At 74.9% G+C, this 13,235-nt stretch carries 16 protein-coding genes and 1 other RNA gene; 9 read left to right on the forward strand and 8 right to left on the reverse strand.

Annotation, left to right across the window (positions count from 1 at the left end):
* Positions 1–40: 40 nt before the first annotated feature.
* The 3 genes from ACIGG8_RS24995 (at position 41) to ACIGG8_RS25005 (ending at position 3,001) form a co-directional block, all read left to right on the forward strand.
* Entirely contained in the window at positions 41–646 is a 606-nt protein-coding gene (locus ACIGG8_RS24995; RefSeq protein ID WP_396550859.1) for a hypothetical protein, read from the forward strand.
* 125 nt (positions 647–771) lie between these two features.
* Complete coding sequence (locus ACIGG8_RS25000; protein WP_396550861.1) at positions 772–2,148, forward strand: MFS transporter; 1,377 nt, start codon at positions 772–774, stop codon at positions 2,146–2,148.
* Positions 2,149–2,233: 85 nt separating this feature from the next.
* Entirely contained in the window at positions 2,234–3,001 is a 768-nt protein-coding gene (locus ACIGG8_RS25005; RefSeq protein WP_396550863.1) for a hypothetical protein, read from the forward strand.
* 25 nt (positions 3,002–3,026) lie between these two features.
* Here the strand turns inward: ACIGG8_RS25005 and ACIGG8_RS25010 are convergent, their stop codons facing one another.
* Entirely contained in the window at positions 3,027–3,257 is a 231-nt protein-coding gene (locus ACIGG8_RS25010) for a hypothetical protein (protein ID WP_396550865.1), read from the reverse strand.
* Between the two features lie 105 nt (positions 3,258–3,362).
* On the opposite strand from ACIGG8_RS25010, the gene map reads away from it, so the two are divergent.
* Positions 3,363–4,208, forward strand: coding sequence for a type I methionyl aminopeptidase (map, locus tag ACIGG8_RS25015; RefSeq protein ID WP_396550867.1), 846 nt, complete (start codon positions 3,363–3,365; stop codon positions 4,206–4,208).
* Between the two features lie 96 nt (positions 4,209–4,304).
* Here map and ACIGG8_RS25020 read toward each other — a convergent pair whose 3' ends face one another.
* Positions 4,305–5,006: a bifunctional DNA primase/polymerase gene (locus ACIGG8_RS25020; protein ID WP_350523281.1), complete on the reverse strand. Its 702-nt coding sequence runs from the start codon at positions 5,004–5,006 to the stop codon at positions 4,305–4,307.
* A 474-nt stretch (positions 5,007–5,480) separates the two neighbouring features.
* Here ACIGG8_RS25020 and ACIGG8_RS25025 point away from each other — a divergent pair, with 474 nt between their 5' ends.
* Both ACIGG8_RS25025 and ACIGG8_RS25030 read left to right on the forward strand, forming a co-directional pair.
* The gene (locus ACIGG8_RS25025; RefSeq protein ID WP_350523280.1) at positions 5,481–5,711 is read left to right on the forward strand and encodes a hypothetical protein; all 231 of its coding nucleotides are present in this window, start codon (positions 5,481–5,483) and stop codon (positions 5,709–5,711) included.
* Between the two features lie 57 nt (positions 5,712–5,768).
* Entirely contained in the window at positions 5,769–5,966 is a 198-nt protein-coding gene (locus tag ACIGG8_RS25030) for a hypothetical protein (protein ID WP_350523279.1), read from the forward strand.
* Between the two features lie 45 nt (positions 5,967–6,011).
* On the opposite strand, the gene ACIGG8_RS25035 is transcribed toward ACIGG8_RS25030, so the two are convergent.
* Positions 6,012–6,689: a PadR family transcriptional regulator gene (locus ACIGG8_RS25035; RefSeq protein WP_396550870.1), complete on the reverse strand. Its 678-nt coding sequence runs from the start codon at positions 6,687–6,689 to the stop codon at positions 6,012–6,014.
* 213 nt (positions 6,690–6,902) lie between these two features.
* Between ACIGG8_RS25035 and ACIGG8_RS25040 the strand changes: the two genes are divergently transcribed.
* Positions 6,903–7,313 carry an ACT domain-containing protein gene (locus ACIGG8_RS25040; protein ID WP_350523277.1) on the forward strand — a complete coding sequence of 137 codons (411 nt, stop codon included), beginning with the start codon at positions 6,903–6,905 and terminating at the stop codon, positions 7,311–7,313.
* Positions 7,314–7,422: 109 nt separating this feature from the next.
* The gene (locus tag ACIGG8_RS25045) at positions 7,423–7,680 is read left to right on the forward strand and encodes a hypothetical protein (protein WP_030056921.1); all 258 of its coding nucleotides are present in this window, start codon (positions 7,423–7,425) and stop codon (positions 7,678–7,680) included.
* Positions 7,681–7,759: 79 nt separating this feature from the next.
* Here the strand turns inward: ACIGG8_RS25045 and rnpB are convergent.
* The 5 genes from rnpB to ACIGG8_RS25070 all read right to left on the reverse strand — a co-directional run bounded on the left by rnpB (position 7,760) and on the right by ACIGG8_RS25070 (position 12,101).
* Positions 7,760–8,157, reverse strand: an RNA gene (gene rnpB / locus ACIGG8_RS25050) — RNase P RNA component class A.
* A 13-nt stretch (positions 8,158–8,170) separates the two neighbouring features.
* Positions 8,171–9,613: an MFS transporter gene (locus ACIGG8_RS25055; protein WP_396551001.1), complete on the reverse strand. Its 1,443-nt coding sequence runs from the start codon at positions 9,611–9,613 to the stop codon at positions 8,171–8,173.
* Positions 9,614–9,856: 243 nt separating this feature from the next.
* Complete coding sequence (locus ACIGG8_RS25060; protein WP_396550873.1) at positions 9,857–11,344, reverse strand: RNB domain-containing ribonuclease; 1,488 nt, start codon at positions 11,342–11,344, stop codon at positions 9,857–9,859.
* 41 nt (positions 11,345–11,385) lie between these two features.
* Positions 11,386–11,766, reverse strand: coding sequence for a type II toxin-antitoxin system death-on-curing family toxin (locus ACIGG8_RS25065; RefSeq protein ID WP_396550875.1), 381 nt, complete (start codon positions 11,764–11,766; stop codon positions 11,386–11,388).
* A complete protein-coding gene (locus ACIGG8_RS25070) occupies positions 11,763–12,101 on the reverse strand; it encodes a hypothetical protein (RefSeq protein WP_396550877.1) in 339 nt (112 codons plus the stop codon). The genes ACIGG8_RS25065 and ACIGG8_RS25070 overlap by 4 nt, the downstream gene beginning before the upstream one ends.
* Before the next feature lie 293 nt (positions 12,102–12,394).
* Here ACIGG8_RS25070 and yaaA point away from each other — a divergent pair, with 293 nt between their 5' ends.
* Entirely contained in the window at positions 12,395–13,180 is a 786-nt protein-coding gene (yaaA, locus tag ACIGG8_RS25075) for a peroxide stress protein YaaA (RefSeq protein ID WP_396550879.1), read from the forward strand.
* The last annotated feature ends 55 nt before the right edge of the window (positions 13,181–13,235 follow it).

Raw genomic sequence — 13,235 nt, forward strand, 5'->3', positions numbered from 1 at the left:
TCCTGCCAAACCCCCGGCCCCGCGCGACATCCTGGCCCGCATGGATGCGGTGAGAGTTTCGGCACTCCGGGAACGGCTGGCGGGCACGGGCTGGCCGGAGGCGGTCGGCGGCTTCGCCGGGGCGCTGCGGCGCTCGGTGCAGCGGCGCGGGGCGGACGCCCTGCTGCTGGTCGGCACCGAGGCGTACGAGCCCTGGCACCTGGCCGCCCACCTGGCGGACGAGGCCGCGTGGTCGGCCGTCCCCCGGCTGGCGCCCACCCTGCTGCGGCACCGTCCGCCGGCCGGCGCGCCGGCCCACCTGGCGCACGACCTGCGGCGGCTCACCGGGGCCGGGCGCGGAGCCACCGTCCTGGTGGTCGCCCCGGAGGCGGCCGGCGCCCCGCTGCTGGAGCGGGTGCACGACGCCCGGCGGCACGGCGCCACCGTGCTCGCGCTGGACGGCGCCGACCCCACCGCGCCGGGCGACCTCGGCGGGCTGGCGCACGAACGGCTGGCCGTCGGCACCGCCGCCGAGGAACCCTTCGACCTGGCCCAGCACCTGGTCAGCGCCGCCGCCGGCCGGCCGCCCGGCCGCCGCTCCACCCTCGACCGCCTGGCCGACCTCGCCGGCCGGCTGACCTCGACCCCCGGGCTCAGCCGCTGGTAGCCCGCCCGAACACCCGGTCACCAACGCCGCGGCATCAGGTGCGGCGGACCGCGGAACGGTGGCCGGTGCGGGCGGCTCGAAAACCCTTTGCGGGAGGGGTGGGGCCCGGCTCAGGATGATGGTTCGTGAACGTCGACGAACCCCCGCATACCTCCGCGCCCGGGCGGATCCGGTCGAGCCTGCGCTCGCTGACGCCCGACCTGTCGCCGTGGCGCGCGTCGCGCGACTTCCGCTACCTCTGGACGTCCGGCTGCGTCACCAGCTTCGGCAGCTTCCTCACGCTCGTCGCCGTGCCGATGCAGATCAAGGAGCTCACCGGCTCCTCCTTCGCGGTCGGCCTGATCGGCGCCGTCGAACTCGTCCCGCTGATCGTCTTCGGCCTGTGGGGCGGCGCCCTCGCCGACGCCCTGGACCGCCGCAAGCTGGTGCTGCGCGCCGAGGCCGCGCTCGGCGTACTGGCCGGGCTGCTGCTGCTCAACGCCCTGCTGCCGCACCCGCTGCTCTGGCCGATCTACCTGGTCGCCGCGCTGGTCGCGGCCGCCGACGGCGTGCAGCGCCCGGCCCTGGACTCGCTCACCCCGCGGATCGTCCCGCACCAGCACCTGACCGCCGCGTTCGCCCTCAAGTCCCTGTACCACAACGCCGCTTCGGTGGCCGGGCCGGCGCTGGCCGGTGTCGTGGTGGCGCTCGCCGGGGTGCAGACGGCGTACGCGCTGGACGTGCTCACCTTCGGCGCCTCGCTGCTGCTGCTCGTCCGGATCAAGGCGGTGCCGCCCGCCACCGGCGCCGAACGGCCTTCGGTGCAGGCGGTGTTGACCGGCGTCCGGTACGCGTGGAGCCGCAAGGACCTGCTCGGCACCTACGCGATCGACGTGTGCGCCATGCTGTTCGCCTACCCGGTGGCCGTCTTCCCCTTCCTCGCCTCGGAGTTGGGTGCGGACTGGGCGCTCGGCCCGATGTACGCGGCCTCCGCCGCCGGCGCCCTGCTGGTCGGGGCGACCAGCGGCTGGACGTCCCGGGTGCACCGGCACGGGCGGCTGCTGCTGGCCGCCGCCGTCGGCTGGGGCGCGGCGATGGCGCTGGCCGGGCTGTCCGGGAACGTCTGGCTGGTGCTGCTCGGGCTGGCACTGGCCGGCGGCGCCGACGAGATCAGCGGGCTGGCCCGCTCGACCATGTGGAACCAGTCCATCCCGGACGCGGTCCGCGGCCGGATGGCCGGTGTCGAGCTGCTCAGTTACTCGGTCGGGCCGCAGCTCGGCCAGGTCCGGGCGGGCACCGTGGCCGGGCTGATCGGCGTGCGCGCCGCCGTCTGGACCGGCGGTGTCGCCTGCGTCGTCGCCGTCCTCGCGGTCGCCGCCGCGCTGCCGAGGCTGCTCGCCTACGACGACCGCACCGACCTGCACGCCGCCGCCGTCCGCGCCGAACACGAACAGGCAGAACACGAACAGGCCGAGCAGGAACGGCCCGAGCAGCAAAGGTCGCTGCAGGAACGGGCGCTGTAGGAAGGCTCGCTGCAGCAGCGCGCGGCCGGACGGGAGCCGGAGAAGTCCACCGGGACGGCCGCCACGCTGTGACAGACTGCCCGGCATGAGAACCGGGGGCTGGAAGCCGTGGGCGGCCGTGGGGATCGTCGTGGCCGCCGCCGTGGCCGGCGCGCTCGACTGGGCGCTGTCACCGGGCGACCAGGCCGCGGACCGGGCCCCGGCTCCCCGCGCGGTCGGCGGCACGCTCGCCCCTCAGCCGCCGGACGTCGCCGCCCTGGCCGCCTCCCCCGAGGTCGCCGCCGCCGACCGGTCCCTGGCCGCCGAGATCGACCGGCGGCTGGCCGTGCTGCTCCCGGCGCTCTCCGGCGCCCAGCCGATCGGCGAGGGCGTGCAGGACGGCTGCGGCGTCGATCCCGGCCGGTCCGACGGCTCCGGGGTGCACTGGCCGGCCCCGAAGTGCCGCCGACAGGTGGTCAGGTACCTGGCAGTGAGCGGCGATCCGCAGCAGGCCCGGTCGCGCTGGGACCAGGCGATGGCCGCCCAGGGCGCCCAGGGCACCGACTCCAACGCCTCGCCCCGGCCCGGCGAGGCGCTCTGGTACGGCTTCCCCCGCACCGACGGAGACCACGACCTGCTCGGGGTGAGCCTGGCCTTCGACGAGCGGAAGGACCCGAGCGGCGCCCCGACGCCGGGCGCGGGCTTCCCCTGGAAGCTCGCGGCGCCGAACGCCACCACGAAGGCCTGGGCGGACCGGGAGTCCCGGCCCGCGCCGCCCGTGGACCAGGCCGCCGCCCAGGCCCTCGTGGGCGGGCGGCGCCTCGTCGTGCTGAGCGTGGACGAGGAGTACTTCACCGCCCCCGACCCGCACTGACCTCCCCACTGCGCGCCGACGCCGTCTACTCGGCCGTCCCGTCCTCGGGCTTGTCGCTCCACCGCGGGTCGTTGCGCCACTCCCGGTTGCGCTCGTCCGCGATCCGCAGCGCGTGGGCGGCCTCCTCGGGGCTGTCGTACGGCCCCAGGCGGTCCTTGGCCGGGCACTCCGGGCCCTCCTCGACCTTTCCGTGCTTGATGCAGTAGAACCACTCGCCGGGCTTCCCGGTCGGCTTGCGGTTGAATCCGAAGGGCATGGCGTACTCCCGTTCAGGCGGATGGGTCGGTACCGATCATTCCCCGGCCCGGGCGGGTCCGCACACCGCCCGTCCCGGCCGGGCCCGGCGACTAGACTCGCGGCCATGGCTCTCGTACCCGGCATCCAGTCCCCCACCCGCAAGGTCCCGGCGCACATCGCGCGTCCCGAGTACGTCGGGCGGCCCGCCCCGACGCCGTACACCGGGCCCGAGGTGCAGACCGCCGAGACGATCGAGAAGATGCGGATCGCGGGCGGGATCGCCGCCCGGGCGATGGACGAGGCGGCCAAGCTGATCGCCCCCGGTGTCACCACCGACGAGCTGGACGTCGTCGCCCACGAGTACATGTGCGACCACGGCGCCTACCCGTCCGACCTGGGTTACCGGGGCTTCCCCAAGTCGGTCTGCACCTCGATCAACGAGGTGATCTGCCACGGCATCCCGGACTCGACCGTGCTGCAGGACGGCGACATCGTCAACATCGACGCCACCGCGTACATCCACGGGGTGCACGGCGACCTCAACGCCACCTACCTGGTCGGCGACGTGGACGAGGAGTCCCGGCTGCTGGTCGAGCGCACCCGGGAATCCCTCAACCGGGCGATCAAGGCGGTCAAGCCGGGCCGTCAGATCAACGTCATCGGACGGGTCATCGAGTCCTACGCCAAGCGCTTCGACTACGGCGTGGTGCGGGACTTCACCGGACACGGCATCAACACGTCGTTCCACTCCGGCCTGATCATCCCGCACTACGACAGCGACCGGGCCACCGAGGTGATCAAGCCGGGCATGACCTTCACCATCGAGCCGATGCTGACCCTGGGCACCTACGACTACGAGATCTGGCCGGACGGCTGGACGGTCGTCACCAAGGACCTCAAGCGCACGGCCCAGTTCGAGCACACCCTGGTGGTCACCGCGGACGGCGCGGAGATCCTCACCCTTCCGTAGCGCGTCCGTAGCACTTCCCTAGCGGGTGCAGGCGCGTGAGGGCCGGTCGTCAAACCCCCGCCGTCCGCCCGGAGGGCGGGGGTTTGACGACCGGCCCTAGCCGATGAGCCACTGCTCCTCGGCGACGGCGCCCACCTCGGTGCAGGCGTCGGTGAGCACGTCCAGCACGCGCAGCGGGTCCGGCAGTGGCTGCTCGGGCCCGCGCAGCCACTGCACCCGGGAGCCGTCCGGCAGCGCGGCCGGCGGCAGCAGGGTGTACGAGCCGCGGCAGTGCCAGCGCAGGCCGGGGTGCTCGGACATGGTGTCCGGGGTGGAGTCGAGCGCGCTGGGCCACCACTCGTCCTCGTCCTGCGGGGTGCCGCGGGTGGCGGTGAAGAACAGGTAGCGGTCCTCGCCGACCGCGGCGACCGGGCCCTCGACGCCCAGGGCGGTCAGCCGCTCCAGCGCCAGCCGTCCGGCCTCCGCCGGGACGTCCAGCACGTCGTGCACCCGGCCGGTGGCGGTGATGAAGTTGGCGTTCGGGTCGCGGGCGAGCCAGCGGGACAGCTGCTCGGGGTCGGTGGTGGCCTGGGTCTGCCAGGCGAAGGAGACCGGGTGCTGGGCCGGGGCCGGACAGGCCACCCGGTCGCAGGAACAGCGGTAGCCGGTCGGATGGGCGGCGGGCGCGAGCGGGAAACCGGCGCGCACTGCGCCGAGCAGCTGATCCAGCCCGGCGGCCGGGCCGTCCGCGCCCCCTGCCCTGGCCCGCTGACGATCACGCTTCTGCCACCAGGTCGTCCACCTGCCGCCGGCTTCCATCGGGCCCCTTCCGCGCAACTGCCGTGCCTGGTGCGGCACAGCGTTCGACGTACACTCCGACGCAACGCACGATGCCCCCGCATGCTTCCCGGGGTTGCTCGGCCCTGCCGTCCGCGCCCCGTCGACCGCGGCCCGGGGTCACCGGACGGCCGACGCCCGGGTCACGGTACGCAGTCGCGGCAGCACGTTGTCCGCGCCGGATCGACCGGAGAGCGCGCGGATCCGCGCCGAGCCCGGCCCGTACGGGGCCCGCTGACCCGGGTGAACCCCGAGGGCGTACAGGCAAGGATAGGGGTGCTCGGACCCTCCGGATGACCGGGGGCGGTGCCTCTCCGGTCACACTCCCGCGCGCACCCCGGGCACACTCCCGGCACTCCGCCCTCACGAAGCCTCCCGCTCACCCTCCCACCAGGGCGCCCCCGGTCACCCGACGGGGCCGGCCGGGCATCTCCGCGGAGGTGAGACCCTGGAGGGATGAAGAGCACGGACACCGCGTTCGTAGGCGGCCCTCTGGACGGGAAGGTCCTCCCGATCCCGCTGGGGCCGATGCTGGGCGTGCCCAAGAAGTACACCGTCCCGGTCCCCGCGCACGGAGACGTCCCCGCGCGCACACTGGTGTACGTCCGGGCCAAGCAGGTTCGGGGCCTGAGCTGGTTCTGGCGCTACGAGTACGACGAGGCGGCCTCCGCCAAGGCCTCCGGCTGACGGAGCCTCCGGCCGGCGGGCCGCCCGCTCCCCCATCGCCTTCCCCGGGAGGTCGACATGGCCAGGTCGGTACGGCACCCGCGAAGCAGCTCGCGCGCGGTCGCGCACCACAACCGGCAGGTCGCCGGGGTCACCGGGGTGCTGCTGCTGGCGGTGAGCCTCTACACGGTGACGATCGGGCCCAACGGCTGGCTCTGGTTCGGCTGGGCGGTGCTGCTGCTGGTCTGCGTGGCCCTGTTCCTGGTCCACCCCTGAGCAGCGGCACCGCCCGTCACGCCGGTGCGTCTCCCCCCGCGCCGGTCAGTCATCCTCGGCGAGGATGAGGTACAGCTTCTTGCGGGCCTCGGTCAGCACGGCCAGGCCCTTGGCGCGCTGCGTCTCCGTCCCGGTCGCCATGACCTGCCGGATCGCCTGGTCGACCGCGGCGAGCGCCTGGCCGACCTCCTGGACGGCCTCCCAGTCGACCTCACGGCCGGCCTCCGCCCACGGCTCCGCCGGTCCGGCCTCGGCCTCGGTCCGGCCCGCCTCGGTGAGCGAGACCAGCCGCTTGCCGCCGACCTCCTCCGCGGTGATCAGGCCCTCCTCCTCCAGCAGCTGGAGGTTGGGGTAGATCGAACCCGGGCTGGGCCGCCAGGCCCCGCCGGTCCGCTCGGTGATCTCGGCGATCATCTCGTAGCCGTGCATCGGCCGCTCCTTGAGCAGCGCCAGCAGCGAGGCCCGCACGTCACCGCGCCGGGCCCGGCCGCCGCGCCGCCCGTGCGGGCCGCCCCGCCGGCCGCCGTGACCGCCGAAGCCGTGCCCGAACGGGCCGCCCATCGGCCGCCCGGGGCCACCGCCGCCGAACGGCGGACCGAACCCGCCGAACGCCTCCCGGCCCTCGAAGGCCTCCCCGGGCATTCCCCGGAGGTCCGGCCCCGGCCCGCCACGGCGACCACCGCCGCGCGGACCCTCTCCACGAAATCGCATTCCTGAGCGCATGGCGCCCACCTCCTGGTTCTCCGAGACAGTCGAGTCACCGTCTCGATAGTTCGACGATATATCGGCGACTGTCGCTCGTCAACGGTTCACCGATATGTCGCCGACAGTCGCCCAGCAGTCGTACCGATGGCTCCGCCGGCGGCCCGCCCGGCCGCGCCCGACACGGCCGCCAGGCCCGGACTCCGCCACCACCCAGCCGCTACGGTGGCGGGCATGGCCGGAGAACGAGATCTTGCGACGCTGCTGCGCGGAATGCGCCCGCTGCTCAACCCGGGGCGGTACGTCTACTGCACGCTCCCCGCGAAGGTGCCCGCCGGCATGCGGCCGGTGGTGACCGTCGCCGAGCCCGAGGGGGTCACGGTGGTGGTCGCCCAGGAGGAGGCTGACGCCCTCGGGCTGCGCTACGACTACGTGGCGGCCTGGATCACCCTGCAGATCCACTCGGCGCTGGAGGCCGTCGGCCTGACCGCGGCCGTCGCCACGCGACTCGCCGAGGACGGGATCAGCTGCAACGTGGTGGCCGGCTTCCACCACGACCACCTGTTCGTCGCCGCCGACGACGCCGAGCGCGCCGTCCGTGCCCTGGAGGAGCTCTCCGAACGCCAGGGCCCGTCCTCGGACTGAGCCCGGGTCCGCCCCGACAGTCCCGCCGGGTGGCCGCCGCCGACCGGGCCTTCGACACTGGGAACAGCCGCCCCGCCGGGAGCGGCCCCACCGGAAGGAGACGGCCGCCATGGCCATCTGCGTCACCTGCGGCAACGACTACTGGCTGGCCTTCGAGATCAAGACGGTCACCGGCGACACCTACACCTTCGACAGCTTCGAGTGCGCGATGGAGAAGCTCGCGCCCCGCTGCGAGCAGTGCAACGTCCGCATCGTGGGTCACGGCGTCGAAGTGGCCGGGATGTTCTTCTGCTGCGCCAACTGCGCCCGGGTCAACGGCGGGCTCGGCGAGCAGATCCGCGACGCCGTCGGCGCGCATCCCGCGTAGTCGCGGGGAACGGCGTCGTCGCGGGGGGGCGCATCCCGCGTGACTGCGGTGCGCGCCCGCCCGGGGGCGGGGAAGGGGGCGGAAGAGTCGGCCTGTACGCCGGGTTCTGTCTCCCGGGTTGCTCGCGCGGCCCGGGGAGGCGGCCATCCATCTAGGGCTGCCGTTGCCGACAGCCTCGTGCGGTCCACCCGCGGACTCGGGCGAGCAGCCTTCAATCGTCCGCGCACGGTGCCCGAGGGCACCGATCTTGACCTTGCTCCAGGTGGGGTTTACCTAGCCGGCCGGGTCACCCCGGTCGCTGGTGGTCTCTTACACCACCGTTTCACCCTTACCCACCGCCGGAAGCGGTGGGCGGTCTGTTTTCTGTGGCACTGTCCCGCGGGTCACCCCGGGTGGGCGTTACCCACCACCCTGCTCTGTGGAGCCCGGACGTTCCTCGGCGGGTCTGGGACCCGTCGCGACCGCCCGGCCGGCTCTTCCGCCGTAGTGGTCATCGTAGCCGCTCGGGCGGCGCCTCCCGTACACCGGACCGCACCGCCGGCGGCTCGCTGCCGAGGCGGGCGGCGACCCGGGCGGCCGTCGCGCTCGCCCAGGCGCCGGTGGTGACCAGGCCCAGGACGAGGATCGCGCCGCCGAGGCCCACCAGGATCCACCAGCCGGTGTGGCTGGCCGGGGCGAAGCCGCTCACGACCGGGCCGACCACCGCCGAGGTGACGACCGTACCGATCACCGCGACGCCCAGCGACTGGCCGATCTGACGGCTGGTCGAGGCGACCGCCGCCGCCACGCCCGCCTGGGCGCGCGGCATGCCGGAGACGGCGGCGTTGGTGATCGGCGCGTTCACCATGCCGAAGCCGAAGCCGAACAGCGCGTACGCGACCAGCAGCAGCGCCGGCGGGGAGTCGGCGGCGAGCCGGGTGAGCAGCAGGCCGCTCGCCGCGAGGCCGAGCCCGGCCGCGACCAGCGGCAGGCGCGGGCCCCGGCTGCCGACGATCCGTCCGGACAGCGGCGCGCAGACCAGCATCATCCCGGCCATCGGCAGCGTCCACAGCCCGGCCTCGACCGGGTCGTAGTGCCGGACGACCTGGAGGTAGAGGGTGTTGAGGAAGAGGAAGCCGCCGAGTGCGGCGAAGGCGCAGACCGCGGTGACGGTCGCCCCGGTGAACGGCGCGCTGGCGAAGAACCGGGGGTCCACCAGCGGCTCGGCCACCCGCCGCTCCCACAGCGGGAACGCCACCAGCGCGGCCAGCGCGGCCGCGCCGAGCGCCAGGATCAGCGGGGAGGTCCAGCCGTTGCCCGGTCCCTCGATGATCGCGGCGGTGCCGCAGCCGAGCAGCACGATCATCAGCAGCTGCCCCACCGGGTCCAGCCGGCGCGGCCGGGGCGAGCGGGACTCCGGGACGTAGCGGGCCGTCAGCGCGATGGCGAGCAGCGCGACCGGGACGTTGATCAGGAAGATCGACGGCCAGCCCGCGCCGTCCACCAGGAAGCCGCCGAGCAGCGGGCCGAGCGCCATCGAGATGCCGACCACCCCGCCCCAGACGCCGATCGCCCGGGCCCGCTCCCTGGGATCGGTGAACGTGTTGGTGATGATCGACATCGCCACCGGGTTGAGCATCGAGCCGCCCACCGCCTGCAGCGCCCGGAAGGCCACCAGCCAGCCCAGGCTCGGCGCCAGGCTGCACAGCAGCGAGCCGAGCGCGAAGCACACCAGCCCGGTCTGGAACACCCGGCGGCGGCCGAACCGGTCGGCCACCGAGCCGAACAGCATCAGCAGCGAGGCCAGCACCAGGGTGTAGGCGTCGATGATCCACTGCAGCCCGGAGGCCGGGGCGCGCAGGTCCCGCTGGATCGCGGGCAGCGCGATGTTCACCACGGTGTTGTCCAGGCCGACGATGAACAGGCTCAGGCAGCAGATCGCCAGGACGAGCAGTCGGCGGCGCCGACCGGGCCCGGGATCGGGGGCGGACGCGGGGGCGACGGCGGGGGGCTGGGCATCGAGCACGGACCGATCCTCCCACCGCGGGCCGGGGGCGGGGCGGCGGGACGGACCGTACGGGTGGCGGGCGGCCGGCGTGCGGGTGGCGGGCGGCGCGCCAGGGACGGGCGCGGCGGCGCGGGGGCAGGCGGGGGCGGGGGCGGCGGCGGGCGGAGCAGGCTGGGGGGCGGGCCCCGGTCACACCGCCGCGAAGCGGACGGTCCGGGTGGCCGGGTCGGCCTTCGTCAGCCGGACGTCGATCACCCGACCGAGCGGCAGCGGACCGGCCGCACCCCCGGTCGCGCCCGCCGCCGTACCGGTGCCCGGAGGCTCGCAGCGCGCCCTGACGGCGGGGTCGCGCAGTTGCACGGTGCCCGAGCCGGGCCGCTGCTCGTCCACGTCGACGACCACCGCGGAGAAGTCCTCGCCCTCCCGGCCGGCCAGCAGCTCCGCCTCCACCAGGTCCACGCAGAGGCGTTCGACCTCGGCCGCGCGGCGGTCCCCGCCGGCCATCAGCTCCGGCACGGACGGCAGCGCCTCCCGCGCCCAGTCCGGCACGTCCTCCCCCGCCGCCACCGCCGCGCAGATCTCCAGTGCGAAGCGGTCGCCGAGCCGGCGCAGCGGCGCGGTGCAGTGCGCGTACGGGGCGGCGAGCGCGGCGTGGCCCGGCTCGGCGGGCGCGGGCAGGCCGCGGGACTCGTCGAAGGCGTGGTAGCCGGCGCCGCGCAGCAGGCCCGTACAGGCGTTCAGGAAGGCGGCGTTCAGCGGCACGTCCGGGTCCAGGGAGCGGATCAGCTCCGGGTACGGGAGCGCCTGCGGCCAGTCCACGTCCAGTGCGGCGGCGATCCGGCGCAGCCGCTCGTACGCGGCGGCGGGCGCGGCGGGCAGGGTGCGCAGCAGGCCGACGCCCGCGTCCAGCATCAGCTCGGCCGCGGCCATGCCGGTGAGCAGCGAGATCTGGGCGTTCCAGCCGTCGGCCGGTCCGGGCGCGCGGTAGCCGAGGACGTAGCCGTGCAGGGTCTCCTCGACCTCCTGCTCGGGCACCGGCAGGCTGATCCCGCCCCGGGCGCGCTCCTGCTCCTCGCGCAGCCGTCCGACGGTGGCGAGCAGGGCGAGCTGTTCGTCGGCGCCGCCGAGCTCCACTGCGCGTTCGACGGCGGCGTAGTCCAGCCGGCGGTGCGAGCGGACCAGCGCGCGGCGCAGGTCGGCGAGGACGACGGCGCCGTCGGCGTCCAGGTCCAGCTGCCAGAGCAGGGCGGGCCGGGGCTCGCCCGGCAGCAGGCTGGCGGCGTCCTCGGAGATCCGGGTGGGGTGCAGCGGGACGCGGTGGTCCGGGAAGTAGAGGGTCTCGACCCGGCGGCGGGCCTCGGCGTCGATCGCGCCGCCCGGGCGGACGAAGGCGGCCACGTCCGCGATCGCGTAGTACACCCGGTAGCCGCCGCCGGCGCGGTGGGTGAGGTGCATGGCCTGGTCGAGGTCGCGGGAGCCGGGCGGGTCGACGGTGAACAGCGGCAGCTCGGTGGCGTCGTCCTCGGGCATGCGGGGGCGCTCGGCCGCCTCCTCCGCCTCGGCGAGCACCGGCTCCGGCCACTCGGTGTGGATCTCCAGGCAGGAGCGGAGTTCGGTCAGCTCGGTGTTGATCCGGGCGGAGTCGGCGGCCTTGACGCGCAGTTTTCGGCGAGGCATGGAGGCAGCGTAGGGCGAATCAGGTGATTCCGGACGAAGGCTCAGCGTCCCAGCAGGGACTTCAGGTCCTTCGCCGCGAGCGCGACCGCGTCGTCGTACCCGCCGGTGGCCAGCCGCAGCATGAACGCCACGGCGTCGTCCGGGTGCGGGTCGGTGTACGGCTCGCCGTTGTAGTCCAGGAACAGCAGCATCGCCTCGAAGGCGGTGCGCTTGTTGCGGTCGACCAGGGGGTGGTTGCGGGCCAGGCTCTGCCCGAGTGCGGCCGCCTTGGACCAGAGGTCCGGGTAGGCGTCGTCGCCGAACACGCTCGCCTGCGGGCGGGCGATCGCCGAGAGCAGCCCGCCGAGGTCGCGGATGTTCTCCGGGCCGCCGGCGAGGTAGGTGACGTCCTCCAGGTCCAGGTACTCGGTGAGGGTCGTCACAGGTCCTTCAGCCTCTCCAGCGTCTCCGCGTTGGCGGCGCGGATCCGGGCCACCAGGGCCGCCCGGCGCTCGGCCCTGTCCGGCCGGGCCTGCTCGGCGAGCGCCTCGGGCACCTCGGACTGCCGGACCTCGAAGGTCAGCTCGGCGGTGTCCGCCCCGCCGGGCGCCTCCGTCACCCGCACCCGCCCGGCCATCACCGCCTGCGCCGTCGCCCGCAGCGCGAACTCCAGCGCCTGCCGGGTCTCCTCCGGCAGACCGGCGGGCAGCCGCACGGACAGGGACTCCTCCACGGCGTCACCGTCGTCGGGCACCAGGTCCAGGGGTCGCAGGGTCATCTCGATCACTCTCCTCGCTGCTCACGGTAGCGGCGGGCGGGGGATGTTCCCACCGGATTCTCGCCACCGCCCCGGGCCGCCGGCGCGGAGCGGGTACGGAGCGGGAGCGGTGCGGTGCGAAGCGGGAGCAGCGCGATGCGAAGCGGGAGAGGAGCGATGCGAAGCGGGAGAGGAGCGGTGCGAAGCGGCGGCCGGAGCACCGTGACCTCCCGCCCCTCCGCGTGGCGTCGGGAGCCGGAGCGGTCGCAGTAGGGTGGCGGGGTCCGTCGCCACGAACTGTTGAGGAGTCCGCTGTGCTGGTGCTGTTGCCGCCCTCGGAGGGCAAGGCCGGGTCCGGGGACGGCGGGCCGGTGGCGCTGGACCGGCTGTCGCTGCCCGGACTGACGGCGGCACGCGCGACGGTGCTGGACGCGCTGGTCGGCCTCTGCCGGGGTGACGAGGACACCGCCGCCGAGGTGCTGGGCCTGTCCCCCGGCCTGCGCGGCGAGATCGCCAAGAACGCCGGCCTGCCGACCGCCGGCGCCCGCCCGGCGGGCGAGGTGTACACCGGGGTGCTGTTCGACAACCTCGGCCTGGCCACCCTGGACTCCGCCGCGTACGACCGGGCCGAGCGTTCGCTGCTGGTCTTCTCCGGCCTCTGGGGCGCCGTGCGGATCTCCGACCGGATCCCGTCCTACCGCTGCTCGATGGGCGTGAAGCTCCCCGGCCCGGGGGCGCTCGGGACGTACTGGCGGGGCGCGACGGCCGCCGTCCTCCCGGAGGTCGCGGACGGGCTGGTGCTGGACCTGCGCAGTTCCGCGTACGCGGCGGCCTGGAAGCCGGCCGGCGAGGTGGCCGCCCGGACCGCGACCGTCCGGGTGCTGCAGGAGCGCGGCGGCAAGCGCACCGTGGTCAGCCACTTCAACAAGGCCACCAAGGGCCGGCTCGTCCGGGACCTCCTGGTCGCCGGGGCCGAGCCGAAGACGCCCGGCGAGCTGATGGACGCGCTGCTGGACCTGGGCCACCGGGTGGAGCTCGCGGCCGAGGGCACCGCCCGCAAGCCGTGGCAGCTGGACGTGGTCGTCACCAAGGTGCACTGACGGGCCGGGGCGCGGGACCGTCCCGGGAGGCGGGACCGTCCCGGGGCGCGGGACC

The sequence above is a fragment of the Kitasatospora sp. NPDC085464 genome (assembly GCF_044541955.1).
Lineage (GTDB): Bacteria > Actinomycetota > Actinomycetes > Streptomycetales > Streptomycetaceae > Kitasatospora.

Bases quoted from the DNA above. Each gene is read 5' to 3' on its own strand.
- ACIGG8_RS24995 (WP_396550859.1), top strand. From the start codon at position 41: ATGGATGCGGTGAGAGTTTCGGCACTCCGGGAACGGCTGGCGGGCACG.
- ACIGG8_RS25005 (WP_396550863.1), top strand. From the start codon at position 2,234: ATGAGAACCGGGGGCTGGAAGCCGTGGGCGGCCGTGGGGATCGTCGTG.
- ACIGG8_RS25010 (WP_396550865.1), bottom strand. From the start codon at position 3,257: ATGCCCTTCGGATTCAACCGCAAGCCGACCGGGAAGCCCGGCGAGTGG.
- map (WP_396550867.1), top strand. From the start codon at position 3,363: ATGGCTCTCGTACCCGGCATCCAGTCCCCCACCCGCAAGGTCCCGGCG.
- ACIGG8_RS25020 (WP_350523281.1), bottom strand. From the start codon at position 5,006: ATGGAAGCCGGCGGCAGGTGGACGACCTGGTGGCAGAAGCGTGATCGT.
- ACIGG8_RS25025 (WP_350523280.1), top strand. From the start codon at position 5,481: ATGAAGAGCACGGACACCGCGTTCGTAGGCGGCCCTCTGGACGGGAAG.
- ACIGG8_RS25030 (WP_350523279.1), top strand. From the start codon at position 5,769: ATGGCCAGGTCGGTACGGCACCCGCGAAGCAGCTCGCGCGCGGTCGCG.
- ACIGG8_RS25035 (WP_396550870.1), bottom strand. From the start codon at position 6,689: ATGCGCTCAGGAATGCGATTTCGTGGAGAGGGTCCGCGCGGCGGTGGT.
- ACIGG8_RS25040 (WP_350523277.1), top strand. From the start codon at position 6,903: ATGGCCGGAGAACGAGATCTTGCGACGCTGCTGCGCGGAATGCGCCCG.
- ACIGG8_RS25045 (WP_030056921.1), top strand. From the start codon at position 7,423: ATGGCCATCTGCGTCACCTGCGGCAACGACTACTGGCTGGCCTTCGAG.
- ACIGG8_RS25060 (WP_396550873.1), bottom strand. From the start codon at position 11,344: ATGCCTCGCCGAAAACTGCGCGTCAAGGCCGCCGACTCCGCCCGGATC.
- ACIGG8_RS25070 (WP_396550877.1), bottom strand. From the start codon at position 12,101: ATGACCCTGCGACCCCTGGACCTGGTGCCCGACGACGGTGACGCCGTG.